Origin of the sequence: Rhodovastum atsumiense, assembly GCF_937425535.1 — a bacterium.
Lineage (GTDB): Bacteria > Pseudomonadota > Alphaproteobacteria > Acetobacterales > Acetobacteraceae > Rhodovastum > Rhodovastum atsumiense.
Window position 1 is genome coordinate 950,250 of the sequence record NZ_OW485601.1, and the last position, 26,776, is coordinate 977,025.

The window sequence follows — 26,776 nt, forward strand, 5'->3', positions numbered from 1 at the left end:
CCTCATGCGAGCCATTCCGGACCTGCCGGCGCGGGACTGGCATGACGCGGCGGGGCTGGATTTCGCCGGCGTCACGGCCGACAGCCGGCGCGTGAAGGACGGATATCTTTTTGCCGCCCTGCCCGGCAGCCGGGCAGACGGGCGGCTTTTCATTGCGGATGCGGTCGCCCGTGGCGCCGCGGCCGTGCTCGCCCCCGAGGGCACCGCCTGGCCCGACACGGTGCCGGCGCGCCCGCTCATTCTCGACCCCGAACCACGCCGGCGGCTGGCGCAGATCGCCGCGGCACTGGCCGGCGCCCAGCCCGATCTGGTGGTGGCCGTCACCGGCACCAACGGCAAGACCAGCACGGTGGAATTCCTGCGCCAGATCTGGGCGGCATCCGGGCAGCAGGCAGCCAGCCTGGGCACGTTGGGGCTGCATGCGCCGGGCTTTCCGCCCGGTCCGGGCCTGACCACGCCCGATCCGGAAACGCTGGCCGACACCCTCGCCCGGCTCGCCCGCGCCGGCGTGCAGCACGCCGCGATGGAAGCCTCCTCGCACGGGCTGGATCAGTTCCGCCTCGACGGGGTGCACCTGGCCGCCGGGGCCTTCACCAACCTCACCCGCGACCACCTCGACTACCACGGCACGCTGGACGCCTATCGCGCCGCCAAGCTGCGGCTGTTCCGTGACTTGCTGGCACCGGGCGCGCCCGCGGTGGCAAGCGGCACGCTCGATGCCGCCACGCTGGCGGCGCTGCGCGAGATCGCCGCAGCCCGGCGGCTCGGATTGCAGGTGGTGGGCGAAGGCGGCGATTCGATCCGGCTGCTGCGCACCGTGCCGCTGCCGGACGGGCAGGTGATCGAAATCGAAACGAGCGGCGCGCGGCACGAGATCACCCTGGCGCTGCCGGGTCGGTTCCAGACCGACAACGTGCTGGTGGCGGCGGCGCTGGCACAGGCCACCGGCACGCGCGACGTGCTGGCCGTGCTGCCGCGCCTGACCGGCGTGCGCGGACGGATGGAACTGGCCGCGCGGCTGGCGAACGGCGCCGCGGTCTATGTCGATTACGCACACACGCCGGATGCACTGGAACGGCTGCTGAGCGCGCTGCGTCCGCACACCCATGCGCGCCTGCACGTGGTGTTCGGTGCCGGCGGCGACCGTGACCGCGGCAAGCGGCCATTGATGGGCGAAGCCGCGGCCCGGCTGGCCGATGTCGCCGTCGTCACCGACGACAATCCGCGCAGCGAGGATCCCGCCACCATTCGCGCCGAGGTGCTGGCCGGCTGCCGCGCGGCGGGCAACGGGCGCGGACGCGATGGCGGCGAGCGCCGGGCGGCGATCGCCTCGGCCCTGTCCGATCTCGGGCCGGACGATGTGCTGGTGGTGGCCGGCAAGGGCCATGAGCAGGGCCAGACCATCGCCGGCATGACCCTGCCCTTCGACGACGCCGAAACGGTGCGGCACCTGCTTGGAACTGCTTCCCCGCGTGGCCAGGAGGAAGCGTAGATGGCGCTTTGGCAGGCAGCGGATCTCGCCACGGCCACGGGCGGGATCCTCCGAACCCCGTTCACCGCCACCGGCGTGTCGATCGACACGCGCTCGCTGCGCCCGGGCGACCTGTTCGTCGCCCTGCAGGGCGAGGCGCGCGACGGGCACGGCTTCGTCGCCGAGGCGCTGGCACGCGGTGCCGCCGGCGCGCTGGTGACGCATGTGCCCGCCGGCGTGGAAGCGACGGCGCCGTTGCTGGTGGTGGGCGACACGCTGGAAGGGCTGCGTGCGCTCGGGCAATTCGCCCGCGCGCGCTTTCGCGGACGGCTGGTGGCGGTGACAGGCTCGGTCGGCAAGACCACCACCAAGGAAATGCTGCGCCGCATGCTCGCGGCCGAGGCACCGACCCATGCCGCCGAGGCCTCGTACAACAATCACTGGGGCGTGCCGCTGACACTGGCGCGCCTGCCGGCGGATGCCGCGTACTGCGTGGTCGAGATCGGCATGAACCATGCCGGCGAGATCGCGCCGCTGGCCCGGCTGGCCCGCCCGCACGTGGCGCTGATCGTCAGCGTCGAGGGCGCGCATCTCGGCCATCTCGGCAGCATGGCGGCGATCGCCGACGAGAAGGCGGAGATCATGGCGGGGCTGGAACCGGGCAGCACTGCGGTGCTGCCCGCCGACAATCCCCTGCTGCCGCGCCTGCTGGCCCGCGCCGGCGATGCCCGCGTGCGCAGCTTCGGCACCAGCGCGGCCGCGGACGCCCGTCTGCTGCAGGTGGCAGCGGATGCCGAAGGAACATCGTTGCGCATTCGAATTGATGGACAGGATCTGCCGTTGCGAATCGCCGCAGCGGGACGGCACATGGCCATGAACGCGACGGCGGCCCTGCTGGCTGCTGTCGCGCTTGGCGCCCCCCCCGGCCGGGCCGCGGCGGCGCTGACAGGCTTCGCCCCGGTCGCCGGCCGTGGCGCGCGCCGACGCATCGTCGTGACCGGAGGCTCCGCCCTGCTGCTGGACGAAAGCTACAACGCCTCGCCGGCGGCGGTGCGCGCGGCGCTGTCCGTGCTGGCCCTGCAGGATGCGGCCCGCCGCGTCGCGGTGCTGGGCGACATGCTCGAACTCGGCGAGCACGGGCCGGCGGAACACGAGGGGCTTGCCGCCGATGTCGCCGCCAGCGCCGACATCGTATTCACCTGCGGCCCGCAGATGGCGCTGCTGCACGCGGCGCTGCCGGCCGGCAAACGTGGCGCCCATGCGGCGAACGCGGCCATGCTCGCGCCACTGGTTGCGGCTTCCCTGCGCGGCGGTGACGCCGTCCTGGTCAAGGGCAGCCTCGGCAGCCGCATGAAGACAATCGTTCAAGCGATCGAACCGGTCGCGCCGGAGCCAGTCTGATGCTCTACAATCTCGTGGCTCCGTTCGCGGACCAGTTCATCGCCTTCAACCTGTTCCGCTACCTGACCTTCCGGTCGGGGGCGGCCTGCATCACCGCGCTGGTCCTGAGCCTGGCCTTCGGCCCCGCCTTCATCCGCGCGCTGAAGCGCGTGCAGCGCCAGGGCCAGCCGATCCGGCCGGACGGGCCGGAGCGGCACCTGCTGGAGAAGAAGGGCACGCCCACCATGGGCGGCATGCTGATCCTCTCCAGCCTCGCCGTGTCGACGCTGCTCTGGGCCAACCTGCGCAACGGCTATGTGTGGGCGGTGCTGCTGGTCACGCTGGGCTATGGCGCGATCGGCTTCATCGACGACTACATCAAGCTGTCGAAGGCGAATTTCCGCGGCCTGTCGGCCCGCGGCAAGCTGGTGCTGCAGAGCACGATCGGCCTGATCGCCGGCATCGCCTTCATGCTGATGACGCGCGAGCCGCTGGCCAGCGGCCTGGCGATCCCGGTGATGAAGGAAGTGCTGATCCCGCTCGGCTTCGCATTCCCGCTGATGGCGATGCTGGTGATGGTGGGCTTCTCCAACGCGGTGAACCTCACCGACGGGCTCGACGGGCTGGCAACGGTGCCGACCATCATCGCCGCCGGCGTGTTCGCGCTGATCGCCTATCTCGTCGGCAACAGCATCTTCGCCAATTACCTGCAGCTCAACTTCGTCCCCGGCGTGGGCGAGCTGGCCGTGTTCTGCTCGGCACTGATCGGCGCCGGCCTCGGCTTCCTGTGGTTCAACGCCCCGCCGGCGGCGGTGTTCATGGGCGACACCGGCGCGCTCGCACTCGGCGGCGCGCTCGGCGCGGTCGCCGTCGCCACCAAGCACGAAGTGGTGCTGGGCATCGTCGGCGGCCTGTTCGTCATGGAAACAGTCAGCGTCATCGTGCAGGTGTTCTGGTTCAAGCGAACCGGACGCCGCGTCTTCCTGATGGCGCCGCTGCACCATCATTTCGAGAAGAAGGGCTGGAAGGAACCGACCGTCGTCATCCGCTTCTGGATCATCGCGGTGATCCTGGCGCTGCTCGGGCTCGGGACCCTGAAGATCCGATGACCTTCCCCTCGCACCTCTTCGCGGGACGCCGCTTCGCCGTCGTCGGGCTGGGCCGCAACGGCCTGCCCGCGGCGCGGACGCTGCGGGCCATGGGCGCGGAGGTGGTCACGTGGGACGACAAGGCGCCGGCGCGCGCGCAGGCCGAGGCCGAAGGGCTGGCGGTGCGCGAGCCGGACATGGCGGGGCTGGACGCGCTGGTGCTCTCGCCGGGGATCCCGCACACCCTGCCCGCGCCGCACCCGCTGGCCGCGCGCGCGCGGGCGGCGGGGGTGCCGATCCTGTCCGATGCCGACCTGCTGTACCAGGCCGTGCGGGCCAGTGGCTCGCGCGCCCGCTTCGCTGGCATCACCGGCACCAACGGCAAGTCCACCACCACCGCCCTGCTCGCCCACATCCTGGAACGGACCGGCCGCCCGGTGGCGGCGGGGGGCAATCTCGGCACGGCGGCACTGGCCTTGCCCCGGCTCGATCACGATGGCGTGTACGTGCTCGAGATGTCGTCCTACATGCTGGAACGACTCGCGGCACTTCGTTTCGACATCGCGACCATGCTCAACCTCAGCCCGGACCACCTGGACCGGCATGGCGACATGGCGGGCTATGCGCGGGCCAAGCGGTCCATCTTCGACCGCCAGACCGGCGCCGACACGGCGGTGGTGGGCATCGACGACGCCGACGGGCGCGCGATGGCGGCGGCGCTGCGCGCGGGGCCGGCGCGCCTGATGACGATTTCCGGCGAAGGACCGGCCGATCTGGGACCCGAGGGGAGCGTGCTGCGCGACGCCGACGGGCCGATCGTGGATCTCGCGCGGGCCCGCGCCCTGCCGGGCAGCCACAACGCCCAGAATGCCGCCGCCGCCGCGGCGATGGCGCTTTCCCTCGGCGTGACGCGGACACAGGTCGCCGAAGGTATTCTCAGCTATCCGGGCCTGCCGCACCGGCAGGAACGCGTGGCCGAGGCCGCCGGCGTGGTGTTCGTCAACGACAGCAAGGCGACCAATGCCGATTCCGCGGCGCGCGCGCTCGGTTGCTACGATCGCCTCATCTGGATCGCCGGCGGCATGGCCAAGGCGGGCGGCATCGACAGCCTGGTGCCATTCTTCCCGCGCATCGCGCTGGCGTTGCTGATCGGGCGCGACGCCCCGGTGCTGGCGCAGACCCTGGCCGCGCACGGCGTGCCGCATCGCGATGTCGGCACGCTGGATGCGGCGGTGGCGGCGGCCTGGCAGGAAGCGCGTGCCGGCACCGCGCCGGTGGTGCTGCTCTCGCCGGCCTGTGCGTCCTGGGACCAGTTCACCGGCTTCGATGCACGCGGCGACCGCTTCCGCGCGCTGGCGCAGGCCCTGGCGGAGAGCAGCGCATGATGCCACCGCTCTCCCGCGCCGACACCTCGCTGCTGGGCCGCTGGTGGTGGACGGTGGATCGCTGGACCCTGTTCGCGATCGTGACGCTGATCGGCTTCGGCTACGTGATGATGCTGGCGGCGAGCCCGGCGGTCGCGGAGCGCATCAAGCAGTCCCGCGACATCTTCATCCTCAAGCAGGTGTTCTTCCTCAGCTTCGCCGGGGCCATCGTGGTGGTGGTGTCGCTGCTGAGCCCGCGCGGCATCCGTCGCCTGGCGCTGGGGGGCTGCTTCATCGCCCTGGTGCTGACCGCCATGACCCTGGTGGCGGGCGTGGAGATCAAGGGCGCGCGGCGCTGGATCTCCATCCCCGGCCTGTCGCTGCAGCCCAGCGAGTTCCTCAAGCCCTGCTTCGCGGTGATCGCGGCCTGGCTGATCGCCGAGGCCAGGACGGTGCGCCGCTTCCCGGGCACGCTGCTCGCCTTCTGCGTCTTCGGCGTCATCGCGGTGCTGCTGAAGTCGCAGCCGGACGTGGGCATGCTCGCGGTGATCTCGGGCGTGTTCTTCGTGCAGTTGTTCGTGGGCGGGCTCAACATCGTCTTCGTCGGCTTCGGGCTGGCCGGCATGGCCGGCGCCGCAGTCGCCGCCTACAGCTTCTTCCCGCATGTGCGCAGCCGCGTGACCCGCTTCCTCGACCCCTCGAGCGGCGACAACTACCAGGTGATGCGCTCGCTGGAGGCGTTCGGCTCGGGCGGGCTGTGGGGGCGCGGCCCCGGCGAGGGCCGGGTCAAGGACGTGCTGCCCGATGCCCATGCCGACACGGTGTTCGCCGTGGTGGGCGAGGAATTCGGCATGATCCTGTGCCTGGTGATCCTCGGCCTGTTCGCCTTCATCGTGCTGCGCGGCCTGCTGCGCCTGCTGGCCGAGAACGACATGTACGTGGTCCTGGCGGCCACCGGGCTGGTGACCAGCTTCGGCCTGCAGGCCTTCGTCAACATGGCCTCGACGCTGCACCTGATCCCGACCAAGGGCATGACCCTGCCCTTCGTTTCCTATGGCGGGTCCTCGGTGCTGGCGGTGGCGCTGGGGATGGGCATGCTGCTCGCGCTCACGCGCAAGCGCCACAACGGGGAATTGCTATGAGAGGCCCGGCGCCGCGCCTGATCGTGATCGCCGCCGGCGGCACCGGCGGACATTTCTTTCCGGCCGAGGCGCTGGCGGCCGCCCTGTCCGGGCGCGGCCACCGCATCGCGCTGATGACGGATGCGCGCTCCGGCGGCCTGGACTCGCCAAGCTTCGCCGGAGGCGAGCGCTTCGTGCTGCGCGGCGCCGGCATCGCCGGGCGCGGGGCGTGGCGCGGGCTGCAGGCGGTGGGGCAGCTCGCCGCCGGCACCTTGCAGGCGCGCGGCATCCTCGCCCGCCTCGATGCCGCGGCGGTGGTCGGCTTCGGCGGCTATCCGGCGGTCGCCCCGGTGCTGGCGGCGCGCCTGCTGCGCCGGCGCCCGCGCGTGCTGCTGCACGAGCAGAACGCCGTGCTCGGGCGGGCGAACCGGGTGCTGGCGCGGCTGGCCGACGGGCTGGCGCTGAGCCATGCCCCGACCTCGCGCCTGCCGCGGGGGGTTCGCACCACGCTTACGGGCAACCCGGTGCGCCCGGCGGTGGCGGCGCTGGCCGGCCATCCCTATGCCGCGCCCGAGGGGGTGTTCCGCCTGGTTGTGATCGGCGGATCGCTGGGGGCACGGGTGTTCAGCGACATCGTACCCGCCGCCCTCCGTGCGCTGCCGGCAACGACGCGCGCGCGGCTGCATGTGACGCAGCAGTGCCGCAGCGAGGACCTTGATCGGGTGCGCGCTGTATACAACAGTATCGGCATTGTTTTTGATCTGCAACCGTTCTTTGCCGATATTGCCGGGCTTCTTTCGCAGGCGCACCTGGTCGTTGCCCGTGCGGGAGCATCAACTATCGCGGAGCTGGGGGTGATCGGCCGTCCGGCGGTGCTGGTGCCGCTGCCCGGCGCGATCGACGACCATCAGACGGAAAACGCACGCGCCCTGGTTGCGGCCGGCGGCGCCTGGATGATGCCGCAATCCGAATTCGGCGCCGAAACACTGGCGCAACGTATCGAAACTCTTCTGGCCGCTCCGGCTATTCTCTCCAGGGCGGCGCAGGCTGCCGCGGGCTGTGGCATTGCGGACGCGGCATCGCGTCTGGCCGATCTCGTGGAACAGACCATCGCACAGGATTCCGTTTCATGAGAGCCCTGCCGCTGTCCATTGGCACCATTCATTTCGTCGGCATCGGCGGCATCGGCATGTCCGGCATCGCCGAGGTCCTGCACAATCTCGGCTATGCGGTCCAGGGCAGCGACCTCGCCGAGAGCGCGAATGTCCGCCGGCTGCGCGAGACCGGCATCGCCGTCGCGGTCGGGCATGACGCGCGCAACCTGGGCGAGGCGCAGGTGGTGGTCGTCTCCACCGCGGTGAAGCCGGACAACCCGGAAGTGCAGGCGGCGCGGGCGCGGATGATCCCGGTGGTGCGGCGCGCCGAGATGCTGGCCGAGCTGATGCGGCTGCGATGGTCGATCGCGGTCGGCGGCACGCATGGCAAGACCACCACGACCAGCCTGATCGCCACCGTGCTGGAAGCGGCGCGGCTCGACCCCACCGTCATCAACGGCGGCATCATCAACGCCTACGGCACCAACACGCGGCTCGGCTCGGGCGAGTGGATGGTGGTGGAGGCCGACGAGAGCGACGGCAGCTTCCTGCGCCTGCCCGCGGTGATCGCGGTGGTCACCAACATGGATGCCGAGCACCTCGACCACTGGGGCACCGGCGAGGCCATGATCGCGGGCTACGAGCACTTCGTGCAGAATATTCCGTTCTATGGCTTCGCCGTACTGTGCATCGACCACCCGGCGGTGCAGCAGATGATCCCGCGCCTGTCCGACCGGCGCATCATCACCTACGGCCTGTCGCCGCAGGCCGATATCCGCGCCGAGCGCGTGGTGGCCGACAAGCTGGGTGCCACCTTCGAGGTGACGGTGGCCGACCGCGCCCGCAACCGCACCCGCAAGATGGGGCCGTTCCGCCTGCCGATGCTGGGCAACCACAACGTTCAGAACGCGCTGGCCGCGGTCGCCATCGCCTCCGAGATGGAAATCGACGACGCCACCCTGCGCAGTGCCTTCGCCTCCTTCCGCGGGGTGAAGCGGCGCTTCACCAAGACCGGCGAGGCCGGCGGCATCACCGTGATCGACGATTACGGCCATCATCCGGTGGAGATCGCCGCGGTGCTGAAAGCGGCGCGGCAGGCCGGCGCGCGCGACGTGGTGGCGGTGATGCAGCCGCACCGCTATTCGCGCCTGCAGACCCTGTTCGAGCAGTTCTGCACCTGCATGAACGACGCCGGCACGGTGATCGTCGCCGATGTCTATGCCGCGGGAGAACAACCGATCCCGGGGGTGAACCGCGACGCGCTGGTCGAGGGGCTGCGCGCGCACGGCCATCGCAGCGTGGTGCCGCTGCCCGGGCCCGAGCACCTCGCCGAAATGGTGCATGCCATCGCCCGTTCCGGCGACTTCGTGGTCTGCCTGGGGGCGGGCAACATCACCCAATGGGCGGCTTCCCTGCCCGCGCAGCTTACGGAGCTGCAGGGCGGCCAGACGCGGCGGGCGGCATCGTGACGGGGGCAGCCCTCACCCATCTGATCGACCAACTGCCGCAGTTGCGCGGCCGCGCCCATGCCGATGCGATGCTCGCGCCGACCACCTGGTTCCGCGTCGGCGGCCCGGCCGAGGTACTGGTGCGGCCGGCCGACGACGACGACCTCTGCGCCTTCCTGGCAGCCCTGCCGCCGGGCCTGCCGGTGCTGCCGATCGGTGCCGCCTCCAACCTGATCGTGCGCGACGGCGGCGTGCCGGGGGTGGTGGTGAAGCTCGCCCGCGGCTTCGGCGAGATCCGCCTCGAGGCGGACGGCATCGTGGCCGGCGCGGCGGCGCTGGACGTGACCGTGGCCGAGCACGCCGCGGCGGCGGGGCTCGCCGGGCTCGAATTCCTGTCCGGCATCCCGGGCACCATCGGCGGCGCGGTGGCGATGAACGCCGGCGCCTTTGGCAGCGATGTCGCCGGCACGCTCGACTGGGCCGAGATCGTGACACGGTCGGGCGAGAAGCGGCGCTGCGGCGTGCACGAGCTCGGGCTGAGCTACCGCCATTCCTCCCTGCCGCCCGGCGGGGTGGTGGTGCGGGCCCGCTTCCGCGCCCAGCCCGGCGATCCCGCGACGATCGCCACCCGCATCGCCGAGATCCGCGCGCATCGCGAGGCCACCCAGCCGGTGCGCGCCCGCACCGGCGGATCGACCTTCCGCAACCCGCCCGGAATGAAGGCGTGGGAGCTGATCGAGGCCGCCGGCTGCCGCGGCCTGGCGCGCGGCGGGGCGCAGGTGTCGACGAAGCACTGCAACTTCCTGATCAACACCGGCGGTGCCACCGCCTCCGACATCGAGGGGCTGGGCGAGGAGGTCCGTCGCCGCGTGCGCGAGGCCAGCGGCGTGGAGCTGGAATGGGAAATCAGGCGGATCGGGGTGCCGGGCGCCCCCGCCGGTCCGGCCACGCTCCCGCACAAGGAGAACGAGACATGACCCGGGTCGCGGTTCTCTACGGCGGCATCTCGACCGAACGCGAGGTCTCGCTGGCTTCGGGACAGCAGGTGGCGCGGGCGCTGCGCGAAGCCGGCTACGAGGTCGTGCCGGTCGAGGTGGGCGATGACCTGCGCGCGGTGATCGCGGCGCTCGATCCACGGCCGGACGTGGTGTTCAACGCCCTGCACGGGCGGTTCGGCGAGGATGGCGCGATCCAGGGCGTGCTCGACTGGCTTGGCATCCCCTACACCCATTCCGGGGTGCGGGCCTCGGCGCTGGCGATGGACAAGGGCGCCGCCAAGGCGGTGTTCGCCGCCGCCGGGCTGCCGGTGCCGCGCGGCCGGGTGGTCGATGTCGCCGCCCTGGAGCACGCCGATCCGATGCCCCTGCCCTATGTCGTCAAACCATTGAACGAAGGATCCTCGGTCGGGGTCACGATCCTGCGTGAAGGGGACAACCGCCGTGCTTCCGTTGCGTCGGGATGGCACTGGGGAGCGCAGGCGATGGTGGAGGAATACATCCCCGGCCGCGAGCTGACGGTGGGCGTAATGGGCGAACAGGCGCTGGCGGTGACCGAGATTCTTGCCAGCCACAGTTTTTACGATTACGAATCGAAATATGCGGATGGCGGCTCGCGCCATGTCGTCCCGGCCGCGATTCCCCCTGAAACCACGGCGCGCGCGCTGGAGGTGGCCGTTGCAGCCCATCGTGCTCTTGGCTGCCGTGGCGCAAGCCGGGCGGATTTCCGCTATGATGACACCGCGGGCGAACCCGGCCGGCTGGTGCTGCTGGAAGTCAACACCCAACCTGGCATGACGCCGACCTCGCTGTTGCCCGAGCAGGCTGCCTATCGCGGCATGAGCTTCCCGCAGCTTTGCGCCTGGATGGTGGAGAACGCCGCATGTCGCGCGTGAAACCCGCCCCCCGCACCAGGCCGGGTACCGCCTACCCGGCTTCGCGCATGCCGGACCGGCCCGGCTGGTGGCGCCTGCTGTGGAAGCGGCAACGCTGGCTGGTGCGGCCGGGACTGGCGCTGCTCGGGCTCGCCGCGATCGGCGGCGGCGGCTACGTCGCGGTGCAGTCGATCGGCCAGGGCGAGAGCTTCCGTGAACGGTTCGGCCATGCCACGGCGCATCTGGGCCTGCGCGTGCAGCAGGTGACGATCGAGGGCCGCCAGAAGACCCCCGAGCCGTTGCTGTGGGCGGCGCTGGGCGTGCGCACCGGCGAACCGATCCTCGGCTATTCCATCGACGCCGCGCGCGCGCGCATCGAGCGCATCAACTGGGTGCAGAGCGTCACCGTGGAACGGCGCCTGCCCGGCACGATCCGCGTGCAACTGCAGGAGCGGCGCCCCTTCGCCGTGTGGCAGTTGCACGGCAAGTTCACCCTGGTCGACCGCGGCGGCGAGGTGGTGACCGATTCCGACGTGGCCTCCTTCGCCCGCGACGTGCCGCTGGTGGTGGGCCCGGGCGCCCCGGCCGCGGCGGCGGCGCTGATCGACGCGCTCGCCGTCTATCCGGAGATCATGTCGCGCATGGTCGCCGCGGTGCGGGTGGGCGAGCGGCGCTGGAACCTGCGGATGAACAACGGCGCCGACGTGCTGCTGCCGGAAGGGGCGGAGGCGCCGGCCCTGGCCAAGCTTGCCGAGATGCACGCCAACCTCGCCTTGCTCGACCGGCCGCTGCAGGTGGTGGATCTGCGCCTGGCCGACCGGCTGGTGGTGCGTCCCCAGCCGCAACCCGACCGCACCGACCCCAAGGACGGCAAGCCCGTGCGGAAGTCGACATGATGCAGCATGGCATGAAAGGCGCGACATGAACGACATGTCACGGCGCGTGCCACCGCCGGCCCTCGATCCGCCCGAACCGCCGGCGCGCAACCGGCCGCGCCCGTCCGGCGCCTTCGGCGTGCTCGACATCGGCACCACCAAGATCGTCTGCATCATCGGCCGGGTGGAATCGGATTTCACCCTGCGCGTGCTGGGCTTCGGCTGGCAGAAGGGCCGCGGCGTACGCGGCGGCGGCATCACCGACATCGAGGAAGCCGAGCGCGCCATCCGCGCCGCGGTCGGCCAGGCGGAGGAGATGGCGGGCACGCGGCTGCGCGCGGTCACCGCCAACCTCTCCTGCGGCCAGCCCGAGAGCCGGCTGTTCAACGTGCAATGGCCGGTGGGCGGGCGCGCCGTCACCGACAGCGACATCCGCCGCGTGCTGCTGGAAGGCCGCGCCCGGGCGCTGTGCGAGGGGCGCGAGATCATCCACGCCCTGCCGCTCGCCTTCACCGCCGACGACATGCAGGGGGTCGCCGATCCGCGCGGCCTGCACTGCGAGACCCTGAGCACCCGGCTGCACGTGGTCGATGCCGTCTCCACCGCGCTGCGCACGCTCGGGGCGGCGATGGCACGCTGCGACCTGGATGTGGCGGAGCTGGTCTCCGCGCCGATGGCGGCGGGCATGGCGACCCTGGTCGAGGACGAGAAGCAGCTCGGCGCCACCGTGCTCGACATGGGCGGGGGCACCACCGGGATGGCGGTGTTCGCCGAGGGGCAGTTGCTGCACACCGCGCAACTGCCGGTGGGCGGCGTGCACGTCACCAACGACATCGCCCGCATCCTCTCCACCCCGGTGGCTCATGCCGAGCGATTGAAGACGTTGTACGGGAGCGCGCAGATTTCTCCCGACGACGAGCGTGAGATGCTGCCCGTGCCGCTGGTCGGCGAGGAGGAACATCAGATCGCCAAGGTCCCACGCAGCATGGTGGTGAACATCATCCGGCCTCGGCTGGAAGAAACGTTCGAAATGGTGAAGGAGCGGCTGGATGGCTCGGGCCTGGGGAGGGTTGCCGGAACGCGCGTGGTGCTGACCGGCGGGGCAAGCCAGCTTTCGGGTGCGCGCGAGATGGCGGCACGCATCCTCGGACGGCAGGTGCGACTGGGGCGCCCGACCTCGGTACGCGACCTGCCCGATTCGGCAGCGGGGCCGGCCTTCGCGACGGCCGTTGGACTGCTGGCCTGGGCAGCGGGTGAGGGCCGCACGCTGCACGGCATCGATCTGGAAGCCGAACGACAGGGCGGGTGGATGCGCCGTGTCGTCGATTTCCTGCGAGAACGACTGTGACGAAGGCGCGAATCGAGCTCACATTTGCAATCGGAACCCCAAGAAGGGGGGAGAACGGATGACCCTGAACCTGACGATCCCGCAGAACCTGCACACCGACTTCACCCCGCGCATCACCGTGATCGGGGTGGGCGGTGGTGGCACGAACGCCGTGGACAACATGATCGCCATGAACCTTCAGGGCGTGGAGTTCGTGGTGGCCAACACGGATGCACAGCAATTGCTGCATTCGACCGCCAACCGGCGCGTTCAGCTCGGCCCGCACATCACGCAGGGGCTTGGCGCCGGCGCCAAGCCGGAGATCGGCCGCGCCGCCGCCGAGGAAGCCGCTGACGAGCTGTACCGCCATCTCGACGGGGCGCACATGGTGTTCATCACCGCCGGCATGGGCGGTGGCACCGGCACCGGGGCGGCACCGGTGATCGCGCGCATGGCCCGTGAGAAGAACATCCTCACGGTCGGCGTGGTGACCAAGCCCTTCACCTTCGAGGGTCAGCGCCGCGCGCGCGCCGCCGACGAAGGCATCAACGAGCTGCAGCAATACGTCGACACGCTGATCGTCATCCCCAACCAGAACCTGTTCCGACTGGCCAACGAGCGCACCGGCTGGAAGGAAGCCTTCAAGATGGCCGACAACGTCCTCTACATGGGCGTGCGCGGCGTCACCGACCTGATGGTCGCCCCTGGCCTGGTCAATCTCGACTTCGCCGATATCCGCACCGTGATGGCGGAGATGGGCAAGGCGATGATGGGCACCGGCGAGGCCGAGGGCGAGAACCGCGCCATCCGCGCCGCCGAGGCCGCGATCAGCAACCCGCTGCTCGAGGACACCAGCATGGCCGGCGCGCGCGGCCTGCTGATCAACATCACCGGCGGCGAGGACATGACGCTGTTCGAGGTCGACCAGGCCGCGAACCGCATCCGCGAGGAAGTCGACGAGGAAGCCAACATCATCTTCGGCTCGGCGGTGGACGACACGCTGAACGGCAAGATCCGCGTCTCGGTGGTGGCGACCGGCATCGACACCCCGTCGCAGAAGGTGGCGGAGAAGCCGAAGCTGGTGGCGGTGGCCGGCGGCGCGGCGAGCGCGGTCGCGAGCGCCTCGGCCGGGGCCAATGGCGCGCCGCTCGGCGTCATGGCCGCCCCGCCCGTCTCTCCGCGCCCGGGCGTCCCCGGCGCCTCGCCACAGGCCCGCCTGCAGCCCTCGCGGCCGGTCATCGCCGCCGGTCCGGGCCCGCGCCTGGCCGGCGGCGCGGCCGTGGCCACCGCCCATGCCGCACCGGTGATGGCGGCGGAAGCCGAGCCGGTGGCCGCCGCGCATGGCTACGAGGAAGAGGCCGAGCCGGCTGCCCCGGCCCGGCCGCACGTGGTGCCGCAGCCCCGCGCGGCGGCGCCACGCCCGGCCTATGGCGAGGCGGAAGCGGCGCAGCCGCCGCGCAAGAGCCTGTTCGGCATCGTCACCGGCGCGATCCGCGGCAGCCTGCCGGCGCAACCGGGGGCCGCTCCGGCCACCAGCCAGCGCACCGACCCCTCGCTGCACGAAGCCCCGCGCGAAGCACCGGTCCGGGCCAATGTCCGGCAGGCAGCCGGCGAGGAAATGGGCATCGACATCCCCGCCTTCCTGCGCCGCCAGTCTTCCTGACCACCCGGCCAACCGCCTGCCCTTCCCCCCGGGATGCGAAGCCCTCGCATCCCGGGGGTTTCATTTCCGCTCTTTCGCATTGCAGCACCACCCCGCCATATCCGCGCCATAATTGCTGTAAGATCAGGTGGTTGCGGTGAAATATTCAGCAATAATCATTGACTGGAACGGTCCATCCGTCCCCCCTAGCTTCCCCGTCACGGCGCAGCAGGCGCCGGCCTGACTGCAAAGCCCCATGCAGGAGCGGCCCTCCGGGCCTGCCTTGCGGACGGGCGGGGACCGACGGGAAAGACCGACACGATGGATGGGCTGCCGCAGACATTTCGCCTGGAGACCGCCGCCTTCGGCGCCGCGCCGCGCCTGGCGGGACTCGGCTTCGGCATGCAGCGCACGCTCCGCAATGCCATCTCCTGCGTCGGCGTCGGGCTGCATTCCGGCCGCAAGGTATCGCTCTCTTTGCGCCCCGCGCCCGCCGATACCGGCATCGTGGTGCGCCGCACCGACCTCGGCATCGACATCCCGGCGCGCTGGGACAACGTCGTCGACACCCGCCTGTGCACCGTGCTCGGCCTGCCGGGCCAGCCGGCGCACCGGGTCGGCACGGTCGAGCATGTGCTGGCCGCGCTCGCCGGGTGCGGCGTGCATAACGCCGTGCTGGAAGTCGATGCGCCGGAGATGCCCATCCTCGACGGCTCGGCGGCGGCCTTCGTGTTCCTGATCGACTGCGCCGGCATCGTCGAACAGGACCAGCCGCTGCGGGCGATCGAGGTGCTGCGGCCGGTGCGGGTCAGCCAGGGCGACGCCTACGCCGAATTGCGCCCGGGCGTGCATGGGTTCGACATCGCCGGCTCCATCGCCTTCGAGGCCGAGGCGATCGGGCGACAGGCGCTGACCCTGCGCCTGTCCGAGACCAGCTTCCGCACCGACCTGGCACGGGCGCGCACCTTCGCCCTGGCCGCCGAAATCGACAGCCTGCGGGCCGCCGGCCTCGCGCGCGGCGGCAGCCTCGACAACGCCGTGGTGGTGGACGGCGCCCAGGTGCTGAACCCGGCCGGCCTGCGCATGCAGGACGAATTCGTCCGCCACAAGCTGCTCGACGTGGTCGGCGACCTGTCGCTGGCCGGCGCGCCGCTGCGCGCGCGCCTGCTGGCGCACCGCCCCGGCCATGCGCTGAACAACCGCCTGCTGCACGCGTTGTTCGCCGATGCCGCCAACTGGCGCTTCGCCCCGCAGCCTGAGCCGCTCGCGAGCTGGCACGCCGGCCTCCCCGCCGCGGCGGCGCCGGTCTGATCGCGGGCGCTGCCGGCTTCGCCCGTGGCGCCGGCATGCTATAAGCGCGCGGTTTCACAGCTTCGGTGATGCACTTGAAGACGCCCCGCCGCGCGGCCCCGCTTTCTCGCTCCGTCGTCCTGCTGGCCGCCCTCGCCGTCCCGCTCGGGGCCTGTTCCACTCTCGATGCGCTCAATCCCTGGTCCGGCAAGCCGGAGGAACTCGAGGTCAAGCAGGATCCCTCCACCATCCCGGTGGAAGAGCTGTACAACCGTGGGATCGACGCCCTGAACCGCCAGAACTACGGCACAGCGGTTCAGCAATTCGACCAGATCGAACAGAACTACCCCTATTCGACCTGGACGGTGAACGCGCAGCTCATGCAGGGCTATGCCGAGTATCTGCGCAACCACTACACCGACGCGATCGGCGTGCTCGACCGCTTCATCCAGTTGCACCCGGCCCACCGCGACATCGCCTATGCGTATTATCTGCGCGCGCTCTGCTATTACGAGCAGATCGCCGATATCCGGCGCGACCAGAAGGCCACGCAGGAAGCCATGGGCGCGTTGCAGGAAGTGGTGAACCGCTTCCCCGACAGCGCCTATGCCCGCGATGCCCGGCTCAAGATCGACCTCGCGCGCGATCACCTCGCGGGCAAGGAAATGGAAGTCGGACGCTATTACCAGCGGCAGCGGCTCTATACCGCCGCCATCGGACGGTTCCAGCGCGTGGTCGATGATTTCCAGACCACCAACCACGTCCCGGAGGCGCTGCACCGGCTGACCGAGATCTACCTGACCCTTGGATTGGTGGACCAGGCCCGCAAGACCGCCGCCGTGCTCGGCCACAACTATCCGGGCAGCGAGTGGTACGAGGACAGCTACAACGACCTCACCCGCAGCGGCGAGGTCGACCAGGCCGGCAACCCGACCACCGCGCCCCAGTCCAAGCCGGGCTTCTTCGGGCGCGTGTTCGGCACCACGTTCTGACCGCAACGGGACCGGCCCGTGCTGACCGCGCTCTCGATCCGCGACGTTGTCCTGATCGAGCGCCTTGATCTCGGCTTCGGCGCCGGGCTGACGGTGCTGACCGGCGAAACCGGTGCCGGCAAGTCGATCCTGCTCGACAGCCTGGGCCTCGCCCTCGGGGCGCGGGCCGAGTCGGGGCTGGTGCGCCACGGGGCCGAACAGGCCTCGGTCAGCGCCGCCTTCCAGCCGCCGCCCGGCCATCCGGCCTATGCGTTGCTGGCCGAGCAGGGTCTCGCGGCCGAGGACGAGCTGGTACTGCGCCGGGTGCTCAGCCGCGACGGGCGCTCGCGGGCCTTCGTGAACGATCAACCGGTCGGGGCGGCCCTGCTGCGCCGGCTTGGCGGGTTGCTGGTCGAGGTGCAGGGCCAGCACGACCAGATGGGGCTGGCCGACCCGGCCGGCCATGCGGCCTTGCTGGACGCCTTCGCCGTGCCGCCGGCGCTGCGCACGGGCGTCGCCGAGGCATGGCGGCGCTGGCGCGCGGCGACCACCGCCCTGGCCGAGGCGCGCGAGGCAATGGCAACGGCCCAGCGTGACGAGGACTGGCTGCGCCACGCCGTCGAGGAACTCGCCGCGCTGCAGCCCGAGGCCGGCGAGGAAGAGCAACTCGCCACCGAACGCCAGGCGCTGCAGCAGGGGGAAAAACGCGCCGAGGCGATCGCCGCCGCCCTGGCCGAGCTGACGCCGCGTGACCGCCGCAGCGCCGGACCGGCCGCGGCGCTGCGGGCGGCCGGACGGGCGCTGCAGCGGCTGACCCCCGCCGGCACCGCCAGCGGCGAGAACCCGGCCGCCCCGGCCCTGGCCGCGCTGGAGCGCGCCGAGGAAGCGCTGGCCGAGGCGGAAATGCTGCTGGCCCGGCTGGCCGCCGATGCCGATGCCGATCCGCGCCGGCTGGAAGCCACCGAGGAGCGGCTGTTCGCGCTGCGCGCGGCGGCGCGCAAGCACCAGGTGACGGTGGCGGAGCTGCCGGGCCTGCGCGAGTCCCTCACCGCCCGGCTGGCGGCGCTGGAGACCGGAACGGCGCGGGTGGCGGAGCTGGAAGCAGCCGCGGTGGCGGCGCGCGCGACCTATGTCACCGCCTGCGAGCGCCTCTCGGCGGCCCGCCGCGCCGCGGCGACGCGGCTCGACCAGGCGGTCGCGCGCGAGCTGCCGCCGCTCAGGCTCGACAAGGCGCGCTTCGTCACCGGCCTGACCCCGCTGGAGGAATCCGGCTGGGGCGCCGCGGGGGCCGAATCGGTGCAGTTCCTGATCGCCACCAATCCCGGCCAGACCCCGGGGCCGCTGGCCCGCATCGCCTCCGGCGGCGAGCTGTCACGGCTGATGCTGGCCCTGAAGGTGGTGCTGGCCGGTGCTTCGCCAGTGCCTACGTTGGTATTCGATGAGGTCGATTCCGGCATCGGCGGCGCCACCGCCGCGGCCGTGGGGGAACGGCTCGCGCGGGTGGCGGAGCAGGTGCAGGTGCTGCTGGTGACGCACAGCCCGCAGGTGGCGGCGCGCGGCCTTGCGCATCTGCGGGTGGCCAAGGAAGTGGCGAAGGGGCGTGCGCAGACGCTGGTGGAAAAGCTGCAAGGTCCGGCCCGGCGGGAAGAGATCGCGCGCATGCTGGCCGGCGAGACCGTCACCGAGGCGGCACGGGCGGCGGCCGACAGCCTGCTGGTCGGCGTCGGCTGAAACGCGGCCGGCCGGCCGCCGGGGATCAGGCGACGACCACCCGGTTGCGCCCGGTACGCTTGGCTTCATAGAGCGCGACATCGGCGCGGCGCACGACATCATCGGGACGGTTGTCACCCGAGTTGGGCAAGGCGAGGCCGATGCTGACGGTCACGCGCACGGTCTGGCCTGCGTTCTCCACCAGCCTGCTTTCGATCGACTCGCGCAGCCGCTCGGCGATCATCAGGGATTTATCGGCATCGGTATCGGCCAGCAGCACCAGGAACTCCTCGCCGCCCCAGCGGACCGTGACATCCGCCTCGCGGGTCCTTTCGCGACAGAGCCACACCAGCATGCACAGCACCGCGTCGCCGGTTTCATGGCCATACTGATCGTTGACCTTCTTGAAATGGTCGCAATCGACCAGCAGCACCGCGAAATTGCGCCCGTAATGCTGCCAGCGCCGGAACTCCTCGTTCAGCCGCTTCTCGCCGGTGCGGCGATTATTGGCCCCGGTCAGCGGATCGGTGGTCGCCAGCGTCATCAGCTTGGCTTCCGCCTCCTTGCGCCCGGTCAGGTCGCGCGTCACCAGCACATAGCCGCCAACCTCTCCATCCTCCGCCGGCAGCGCCGTCGCGGCGGTGCTGCACCAGAAGAGATCGGTGTTCTTGCGCTGCCCCCACCCCTCGAATTCCGCCGCCCCGTTCTGCCGGGCCTTGGCGAGCAGGGACGATGCCCGGTGCGCGCCGATGCGGCCGGGGGTGAACAGGATCGAGATCGACGCCCCCACCACGTCTTCCGGCTGCCAGCCGCCGAGACGCTCGAGCGAGCGGTTCCACGCCTCGATGCGCCCCTCGCGATCCACCGTGCAGATCGCGCAGTCGCGCAGATTGTCGAAGATGGCCCGGAACCGCTCTTCATCGGCATGGATGCGCCGGTTCTGCTCGACCTGCGCGGTGACATCCTGCACCACCGCCATCAGGGTATCGGCATTCACCCGGTCGAGGCCGAAACTGAGCACACGGCGCGTGCCAGGCAGCGACAATTGCGCCTGCGCGCAGATCGGACCGGCCTGCGGGTGGGCGGCCACGCGGTCCGGCAGATCGGGGAAGAGGCCACCGAGCATGCGGAAGAGATCCCCGCACTCCCCGTCCGGGGCAAGCGGGGCCAGCAACTGCATGGCCATGGAATTGGCCAGCAGGATCTCCCCATCGGACCGCAGGCGGATGATGCCGATCGGGGTGGCGTTCAGGAATTCGAGCAGGTCCTCATAGGAGCCCGCGTGCTGCAGCAGGTTCCCGGACGCGTCGACCATGGTCCGAGCCTCCATCTCAGTGGTTGCCTCAGCGGTTCCGGCGCGACACGTTCCCACGCCAACGCCATGACCAAAGTTCGCAACAGGATTCAAATCCACCAGGCAACATCGCGGTCACCGCCCCCGCCTGCATGATCGGCGTTCGATCCACCACAAGCCACCCAACGCCAACCCAAGTCAACGAAGGAGTATACTAAATATGAATGTTATCTTCCTTTGCAATATCCCTCGGTGCCGTCACGGCATTCATTGATTTACATATCCATATAAACAATAAGCGGCACGAAAAACTTATGAATGCGCAACTTATTTCAGTTGAAGATCTGACCGAGGCCGATGCCCGGGATGAGCTCGCCCGCCTCGCCGCCGAGATCGCGCGCCACGACCGCGCCTATCACGAGCGCGACGCGCCAGAGATCACCGATGCCGAGTACGATGCGCTGCGCCGGCGCAACGCCGCCATCGAGGCGCGCTTCCCCGCCCTGGTGCGGGCGGATTCGCCACAGCACCGGGTCGGTGCGGCGCCGGCCGGCGGCTTTGCCAAGGCCCGCCATGGCGTGCCGATGCTCTCCCTCGACAATGCCTTCAGCCCGGACGACTTCGCCGAATTCTGCGAACGGGCGCGACGCTTCCTCGGGTTGAAGGACGAGCGCCTGGCCTTCGTGGGCGAACCGAAGATCGACGGCCTGTCGGTGTCGCTGACCTACGCGGGCGGACGGCTGGTGCGCGGGGCGACGCGGGGCGACGGCAACGAAGGCGAGGACGTCACCGCCAATGTGCGCACCCTGGCCAGCATCCCGCTGCGGCTGAAAGGCGCAGGCGTGCCGGACCGCATCGAAATCCGCGGCGAGGTGTTCATGACCAAGGCCGATTTCCTCGCGCTCAATGCCGCGCAGGAGCAGGCCGGGCAGAAGATCTTCGCCAATCCCCGCAACGCCGCCGCCGGCAGCCTGCGCCAGTTGGATGCGCGCATCACCGCCAACCGCAAGCTGTCGATGTTCGCCTATGCGCTGGGCGAGGCCAGCGAGGTGCCGGTCGATACCCACTGGCACTGGCTGGAGCGGCTGCAGGAATGGGGCTTCACCGTCAATCCCTTATCGAAACAACTTACCGACGCCGCCGACGCAGCGGAGTTCCAGGCCGGGATCGGCGCGCAGCGCGCCGCCCTGCCCTATGACATCGACGGGGTGGTGTACAAGGTCGACGATCTCGCCCTGCAACGTCGCCTGGGCTTCGTCGGTCGCGCGCCGCGCTGGGCGATCGCCTGGAAATTCCCGGCCGAACAGGCGACCACGGTGCTGGAAGGCATCGACATCCAGCTCGGGCGCACCGGCGCGCTGACCCCGGTGGCGCGGCTGCAGCCGGTCAATGTCGGCGGCGTGCTGGTGCGCAACGCCACCCTCCACAACGAGGACGAAATCGCCCGCAAGGACGTACGCATCGGCGACACGGTGGTGCTGCAGCGCGCCGGCGACGTCATCCCGCAGATCGTCGCGGTGGTGGCGGAGAAGCGACCGGCCGGCGCCGTCCCCTATGTCTTCCCCGATCACTGCCCGGTCTGCGGCAGCCTCGCCCTGCGCCCGCCCGGCGAGGTGGTGCGGCGCTGCACCGGCGGCCTGACCTGCCAGGCCCAACTGGAGGAACGACTGATCCACTTCGTCTCCCGCCCCGCCTTCGACATCGAGGGACTCGGCGAGAAGACCATCCGCGAATTCCACGCCGACGGCCTGATCGCCGGCCCGGTCGACATCTTCGCCCTGCCCGACCACGAAGCGAAGATCGCCCGCCGCGAGGGCTGGGGCGAGGTGTCGGCGCGCAATCTCTCCCGCGCCATCCGCGAGCGGCAGACCATCCCGCTGGCCCGCTTCATCTACGCGCTCGGCATCCGCCGCATCGGCGAGGCGAACGCCAAGCTGCTCGCCCGGCACTACGGCAGCTTCGCCACCTGGCGCGCGCAGATGCAGGACGCCGTGCAGATCGGCTCCGAGGCCCGCAGCGACCTCGGCAGCATCGTCGGCATCGGCCCCGCCATCGCCGAGGAACTGGCGGATTTCTTCGCCGAACCGCGCAACGTCGCCACGGTGGACGCGCTCGCCGCGGTGCTGACCATCACCGACGCCGCGCCGGCGAACGCCGCCGGCGAACTGGTGGGCAAGGTCATCGTGTTCACCGGCACGCTGGAAACCCTGACCCGGCCGGAAGCCAAAGCCATGGCCGAGAAACTGGGGGCACGGGTCACCGACAGCGTGTCCAGGAAAACCGACCTGGTCGTGGTCGGCGCGGATGCCGGATCCAAGGCCCGCCGCGCCGCGGAACTGGGCGTGCGCATCTTGACCGAGGCGGAATGGCGCGAACTTGTTGCTGCCAGTTCGTAACTGTATAATGACGTTATCGTGCGTGACGTAAAGTCAACGGCGTGTCAGATTGCCATACAACCGTGAGTCGGGACCCGTCACGCGAGATGAACAGCCCAGAGCGCGAGCACGGCTGCAGACAGCCACGGAGCGTGGTGTTGCGCGTGCTGATCGTCGAAGACAGCCCAACGGTCTCGACCGCGATCGCCGCGGCGTTGCGCGATGCCGGGATGGAGACGCATGTCGTGGCCAGCGGCGCCGCGGCGATCGCGGAAAAATCGGTGTTCCGGCCGGATGTCGCGCTGCTCGACCTGGAACTGCCCGATGTCAACGGCCTGGAACTGGTGGCGCGCTTCGCCCAGGATGCGGATTGCGGCATCATCGTCGTCACCGTCGACGGAGCTGAACAGGCGCGGATCACCGGGCTCGAAACCGGTGCGGACGACTACATCGTCAAGCCGGCCCCGCTGCGCGAACTGGCCGCCCGCATCCGGGCGGTGCACCGGCGCCTCTCTCGCCCCGATCCCGAACCGGACCCGGCCGCCCCGCGCGGCCCGCTGGTGACGCTCGATTGCGCCCGCCGCCTGCTGAGCGGCCCCAACGAGGAAAACATCGCCCTCACGGAAGCGGAAACGGCGGCGCTGGAAGCCCTGCTGGACGCCGACGGGGGCAGCGTCTCCCGCGAATGGCTGAGCCAGACGGCACTGAAACGCTCGCTGCACGCCGATGACCGCAGCGTCGACCAACTGGTGCTGAAACTGCGGCGCAAGGTGGCCTCGGCGGGTGCCTCCGACCGGACCATCCTGTCGGCCCGACGCCACGGCTACGTCATCCCCGACCCCGCCCAGTTCCGCATCCTGCCGCCACGGATCGGATAAGCGCGGGGCGCTGCCCCGCCCCCGCCAGAGGCTCCGCCTCTGGACTCCGGCAGGGGCCGAAGGCCCCTGCACCCCACTTATTCGGTTCCTGGGAGGGGGGCCGTCCTCGCCGGTGACGGGTCCGTACCGGTTCGCCCCCCTCCCAGGAACCGAATTGGGATCCAAGGGCCTTCGGCCCTTGGTGGAGGTCCAGGAGGCGAAGCCTCCTGGTGGGGTCGGGGGCAACGCCCCCGGCTATCCGGCCAGTGCCGCGCAGGCCGCCTGGAGCCAGGCCCGTGGCGCCGGATCGAGATGCGGTCCCACCGTGGCGACGACGTAGGCGTGATAGGTGTCCAGCCAGAGGATCTCCTCGGCTGTCAGCAGATCACGATCAATAAGGCGGCGGTCGAAGGGCGCGAGGGTCAGCGTCTCGAAGCGCAGGAAGGGTTTCTTCGCCCCCGGCAGCTCGGCCGGCTGCACCAGTACCAGGTTCTCCAGCCGGATGCCGTATTCGCCGGGCGCGTAGAACCCGGGTTCGTTGGACAGGATCATGCCGGCCGCGATCGCCACCGGCTTCGCCGCGCGGGAAATACTGACCGGTCCTTCGTGCACCGAGAGATAGCTGCCGACGCCATGGCCGGTCCCGTGGTCGTAATCGAGGCCGGCGCGCCAGAGGGCGCTGCGGGCGAAGGCGTCGAGATGGGGGCCGGCCACCCCCTGGGGGAACACCAGGGTGGCGAGGGCGATATGGCCCTTCAGCACGCGGGTGACGCGGTCGCGCAGTTCCGCCGGCGGGGTTCCGGGCCCGGTCCAGACGGTGCGGGTGATATCGGTGGTGCCGTCCGCGTACTGGGCGCCGGAATCGATCAGGTAGGGTTCGTCGGGCCGGATCGGCCGGTCGGTCGCGGGGGTGACCCGGTAATGGATGATGGCGCCGTGCTCGCCGGCGCCGGAGATAGCCGGGAAGCTCTCGCCGCGGAAGGCCGGATTCCCGGCGCGGAAGGCAAGCAGGCGTTCGGCGGCGGAGATCTCGGTTTCCCGTCCGGCGGCGGTGTCGAGCCAGTGCAGGAAGCGGCAGACGGCGATGGCATCGCGATGATGGGCGTCGCGCGCGCCCTGCTGCTCGGTCGGGTTCTTGCAGGCCTTCGGCAGCAGGCAGGGATCCATGCCGGGGATCACCTCGGCGCCGGAAGCGCGCAGGGTCTGGGCGAACCAGACCGGCGCGGTGGCCGGATCAACCCGCACGCGCCGCCCGGCGAGCCGCCCGAGGGCTGCCGGCAGGGCGGCGCGATCGGCGACCGAGACGGCGTTGCCGAGATGGGCACGGGTCGCCTCCGGCAGTTTCCGGGGATCCATGAACAGCTCGCACCCGGCATCGGCGTGGAGGATGGCGAAGCCGAGCGCGAAGGGGGTGTAGGGCACGTCGGCGCCGCGGATGTTCAGCAGCCAGGCGATGGCGGCCGGATCGGTGAGGATGGCGGCGTCCTGTTGCGCGCTGCGCAGGGTTTCGGCGATGCCGGCGCGTTTTTCGGCGCTGTCGCGGCCGGCATGGCCGAGCGGATGCGGCACGGCAGGGGCGGCCGGCGGCGCCGGCCGGTCGGTCCAGACCGCGTCGACCGGGTTGCGGGTCACCGCCACCATGGTCAGGCCGGCGTCGCTGTAGCGCTGCAGCCCCTCCTCGCTGATCAGCAGCGGGTCGTAGCCGATGCGGGCGCCCTTGCCGGCATGGCTGGCCAGCCAGGTGAAGGGCGGCTCGTCGAGCAGATGGCGGCGCTCCCACAGCGCGGGATCCGTCTGCACCTCAAGCTGCAGGGTGTAGCGGCCGTCGCTGAACACCGCGGCGCGGTCGGGCAGGATGGCGGCCAGCCCGGCGCTGCCGGTGAAGCCGGTGAGCCAGGCCAGGCGCTCGGCGGAGGCCGGTACGTATTCGCCCAGGTGTTCGTCGGCACGGGGGACGATGAAGCCGTCGAGGCCCTGGCGGGCGAGCTCGGCGCGGAGGTCGGAGAGCGGGGATGCGGACATGAGGGGCTCTTCAGCGCAGGAAAGAAAGTTTAAGCAAGCTCAACAAAAACTCATGGCTCCCGCCGCAGCACCGCAGGAGTTGCATGGCTGGCTCGGGTACTTGGCAGTAATGGCGATCGCGGGAAGTTGTATGTAAGTGCAGAAGAAGCTGCGTGACGAAGTGCAGAAAGGCACAACGCCCGCCGCAGTGTGATCACCTGGAACTTTCTCCGATGAACGCCCGCGTCGCCAGGCAGGATCTGTCCTACGTACTGCCCCAGACCATGTCGCACTACTTCCGTGACGAACCGGAGATCGTTCCGGTCGAGGAGGTGCGTCCTGGTCTGTTCGAGCGCCTTGGACAGGCCCTGCGCTGGATCGCCGAAATGCCGAAGCGTCGTGCCGTCATGGACGAGCTGAACATGCTCTCCGACCACGAGCTTGCTGATATCGGCCTGACCCGCGCGGAACTGCCGCGCGTCTTCGATCCCGGCTTCGCCGCCGAGCGTGCGGCGCAGCGTGACTCCGCCCGGCTGCAGCACGGATTGACCTCCGCCTTCTGATCCGGGCGCCGGTACCGGCCTCAACAAGGGGGCTTGCCGCTTGCGGGCGGCAGGCCCCGTTTTTGTTTCGGCCGCTGCCCGGCGCGCCCGCATCGCCGCCGGGCCCGCCTCAGGCCGCGCCCCGCCGGCGCAGCACCAGCGTGCACCATGGCCCCTCGCGCAGCGTCGCCTCCAGCACCAGGCCATGGCGGCGATGCGCGGCGAGCACCCAACGCGCCTGCGATACCAGCAGTCCGGCGAGGATGGCGGTGCCGCCCGGCGCGAGATGGCGGGCGAGGTCGCCGGCCATGCGGCAAAGCGGGCGCGCCAGGATATTGGCGAACACCAGGTCATAGGGTCCGGACGCGGTCACCGCGGGGGAAGACCAGCCATCGGCGCGGACGAAGCGCGCCCGGTCGCCAAGGCGGTTGAGCCGGGCATTGGCGCGGGCGGTCCGCACGCTCCACGGGTCGATGTCGGTGCCGCGCACCTTGCGGTGCAGCAGCTTCGCCGCGGCCATGGCCAGGATGCCCGAGCCGGTGCCGAGATCGAGGATGCGGCGGGGGCGGCGATGGGCAATGGCCTCCAGCGCCCGCAGGCAGCCACGGGTGGAGCCGTGCTCGCCGGAGCCGAAGGCCACCGAGGCGTCGAGCAGGATGGTCAGCCGCCCGGGCAAGGGCGGGGTGCGGACATGGGTGCCGCGCACGGCGAAGCGGCGGCCGACCGGTTGCTCGGGGAAGGCCTCGCGGGTGCGTTCCAGCCAGCCCTCGGCTTCGGTGGCGCGGCGGACCGGCTGCACGGTGACGCCGGTGACCAGCGCCGCCAGGGCCAGGGCAGCGGCGAGTTCCGCCTCATGCGCCCCCTGGTCCTTCACGCCCTCGACCGTCCACAGGTTGGCCTCCTCGTCATGGAAGAAGCCGATGGTACCGCAGGCCTCGGCGAGGGCGGCCTCGTAGGCCTCCAGTGCTTCCGGCGGCACGGTGACGGAGACGGTTTCGAGCGCGGTGGCGTGACGGCGGGAAGACATGGGGCGTGTGGTTTCCTTTGGGCGGCAGG

General features: G+C 70.8%; 21 protein-coding genes. 18 read left to right on the top strand and 3 right to left on the bottom strand.

The window, feature by feature from the left end:
• Positions 1–4 precede the first annotated feature (4 nt).
• From NBY65_RS04115 to recN, 15 genes are all read left to right on the top strand, one after another.
• Entirely contained in the window at positions 5–1,492 is a 1,488-nt protein-coding gene (locus NBY65_RS04115) for a UDP-N-acetylmuramoyl-L-alanyl-D-glutamate--2,6-diaminopimelate ligase (protein WP_150039330.1), read from the top strand.
• Positions 1,493–2,872: a UDP-N-acetylmuramoyl-tripeptide--D-alanyl-D-alanine ligase gene (locus NBY65_RS04120; protein WP_150039331.1), complete on the top strand. Its 1,380-nt coding sequence runs from the start codon at positions 1,493–1,495 to the stop codon at positions 2,870–2,872.
• The gene (mraY, locus tag NBY65_RS04125; protein ID WP_150039332.1) at positions 2,872–3,960 is read left to right on the top strand and encodes a phospho-N-acetylmuramoyl-pentapeptide-transferase; all 1,089 of its coding nucleotides are present in this window, start codon (positions 2,872–2,874) and stop codon (positions 3,958–3,960) included. Before NBY65_RS04120 ends, mraY begins: the two co-directional genes overlap by 1 nt.
• Positions 3,957–5,324, top strand: a complete 1,368-nt coding sequence (gene murD, locus NBY65_RS04130) for a UDP-N-acetylmuramoyl-L-alanine--D-glutamate ligase (protein ID WP_150039333.1) — start codon at positions 3,957–3,959, stop codon at positions 5,322–5,324. Before mraY ends, murD begins: the two co-directional genes overlap by 4 nt.
• A complete protein-coding gene (locus NBY65_RS04135) occupies positions 5,324–6,445 on the top strand; it encodes an FtsW/RodA/SpoVE family cell cycle protein (RefSeq protein WP_150039476.1) in 1,122 nt (373 codons plus the stop codon). The genes murD and NBY65_RS04135 overlap by 1 nt, the downstream gene beginning before the upstream one ends.
• Positions 6,442–7,557, top strand: a complete 1,116-nt coding sequence (murG, locus tag NBY65_RS04140; protein WP_150039334.1) for an undecaprenyldiphospho-muramoylpentapeptide beta-N-acetylglucosaminyltransferase — start codon at positions 6,442–6,444, stop codon at positions 7,555–7,557. The genes NBY65_RS04135 and murG overlap by 4 nt, the downstream gene beginning before the upstream one ends.
• Positions 7,554–8,987 carry a UDP-N-acetylmuramate--L-alanine ligase gene (gene murC / locus NBY65_RS04145; protein ID WP_150039335.1) on the top strand — a complete coding sequence of 478 codons (1,434 nt, stop codon included), beginning with the start codon at positions 7,554–7,556 and terminating at the stop codon, positions 8,985–8,987. The genes murG and murC overlap by 4 nt, the downstream gene beginning before the upstream one ends.
• Positions 8,984–9,943, top strand: coding sequence for a UDP-N-acetylmuramate dehydrogenase (murB, locus tag NBY65_RS04150; protein WP_456311946.1), 960 nt, complete (start codon positions 8,984–8,986; stop codon positions 9,941–9,943). The genes murC and murB overlap by 4 nt, the downstream gene beginning before the upstream one ends.
• Positions 9,940–10,857, top strand: coding sequence for a D-alanine--D-alanine ligase (locus NBY65_RS04155; RefSeq protein ID WP_150039337.1), 918 nt, complete (start codon positions 9,940–9,942; stop codon positions 10,855–10,857). Before murB ends, NBY65_RS04155 begins: the two co-directional genes overlap by 4 nt.
• On the top strand, positions 10,845–11,732 hold the full coding sequence (locus tag NBY65_RS04160) for a cell division protein FtsQ/DivIB (RefSeq protein WP_239002673.1): 888 nt from the start codon (positions 10,845–10,847) through the stop codon (positions 11,730–11,732). Before NBY65_RS04155 ends, NBY65_RS04160 begins: the two co-directional genes overlap by 13 nt.
• Positions 11,733–11,757: 25 nt before the next feature.
• Positions 11,758–13,059 carry a cell division protein FtsA gene (ftsA, locus tag NBY65_RS04165; RefSeq protein ID WP_150039338.1) on the top strand — a complete coding sequence of 434 codons (1,302 nt, stop codon included), beginning with the start codon at positions 11,758–11,760 and terminating at the stop codon, positions 13,057–13,059.
• Positions 13,060–13,117: 58 nt separating this feature from the next.
• Positions 13,118–14,701, top strand: coding sequence for a cell division protein FtsZ (gene ftsZ, locus NBY65_RS04170; RefSeq protein WP_150039339.1), 1,584 nt, complete (start codon positions 13,118–13,120; stop codon positions 14,699–14,701).
• Positions 14,702–15,001: 300 nt separating this feature from the next.
• On the top strand, positions 15,002–15,991 hold the full coding sequence (gene lpxC / locus NBY65_RS04175; protein ID WP_150039340.1) for a UDP-3-O-acyl-N-acetylglucosamine deacetylase: 990 nt from the start codon (positions 15,002–15,004) through the stop codon (positions 15,989–15,991).
• A gap of 68 nt (positions 15,992–16,059) precedes the next feature.
• Entirely contained in the window at positions 16,060–16,962 is a 903-nt protein-coding gene (locus NBY65_RS04180; RefSeq protein WP_150039341.1) for an outer membrane protein assembly factor BamD, read from the top strand.
• A gap of 18 nt (positions 16,963–16,980) precedes the next feature.
• On the top strand, positions 16,981–18,672 hold the full coding sequence (gene recN, locus NBY65_RS04185; RefSeq protein WP_150039342.1) for a DNA repair protein RecN: 1,692 nt from the start codon (positions 16,981–16,983) through the stop codon (positions 18,670–18,672).
• 25 nt (positions 18,673–18,697) lie between these two features.
• On the opposite strand, the gene NBY65_RS04190 is transcribed toward recN, so the two are convergent.
• Entirely contained in the window at positions 18,698–19,966 is a 1,269-nt protein-coding gene (locus tag NBY65_RS04190) for a sensor domain-containing diguanylate cyclase (RefSeq protein ID WP_162530421.1), read from the bottom strand.
• A 293-nt stretch (positions 19,967–20,259) separates the two neighbouring features.
• Between NBY65_RS04190 and ligA the strand changes: the two genes are divergently transcribed.
• Positions 20,260–22,341, top strand: coding sequence for an NAD-dependent DNA ligase LigA (ligA, locus tag NBY65_RS04195; protein ID WP_150039344.1), 2,082 nt, complete (start codon positions 20,260–20,262; stop codon positions 22,339–22,341).
• 86 nt (positions 22,342–22,427) lie between these two features.
• Positions 22,428–23,198 (top strand): response regulator transcription factor, encoded by a 771-nt coding sequence (locus tag NBY65_RS04200; protein WP_150039345.1) that lies wholly within the window; start codon positions 22,428–22,430, stop codon positions 23,196–23,198.
• Between the two features lie 234 nt (positions 23,199–23,432).
• Here the strand turns inward: NBY65_RS04200 and NBY65_RS04205 are convergent, their stop codons facing one another.
• The gene (locus NBY65_RS04205; RefSeq protein ID WP_150039346.1) at positions 23,433–25,199 is read right to left on the bottom strand and encodes an aminopeptidase P family protein; all 1,767 of its coding nucleotides are present in this window, start codon (positions 25,197–25,199) and stop codon (positions 23,433–23,435) included.
• A gap of 212 nt (positions 25,200–25,411) precedes the next feature.
• On the opposite strand from NBY65_RS04205, the gene NBY65_RS04210 reads away from it, so the two are divergent.
• Positions 25,412–25,741 carry a DUF1127 domain-containing protein gene (locus NBY65_RS04210; RefSeq protein ID WP_239002675.1) on the top strand — a complete coding sequence of 110 codons (330 nt, stop codon included), beginning with the start codon at positions 25,412–25,414 and terminating at the stop codon, positions 25,739–25,741.
• Positions 25,742–25,850: 109 nt separating this feature from the next.
• Here NBY65_RS04210 and NBY65_RS04215 read toward each other — a convergent pair whose 3' ends face one another.
• Positions 25,851–26,747 carry a 50S ribosomal protein L11 methyltransferase gene (locus NBY65_RS04215; RefSeq protein WP_150039347.1) on the bottom strand — a complete coding sequence of 299 codons (897 nt, stop codon included), beginning with the start codon at positions 26,745–26,747 and terminating at the stop codon, positions 25,851–25,853.
• Positions 26,748–26,776: the final 29 nt, after the last annotated feature.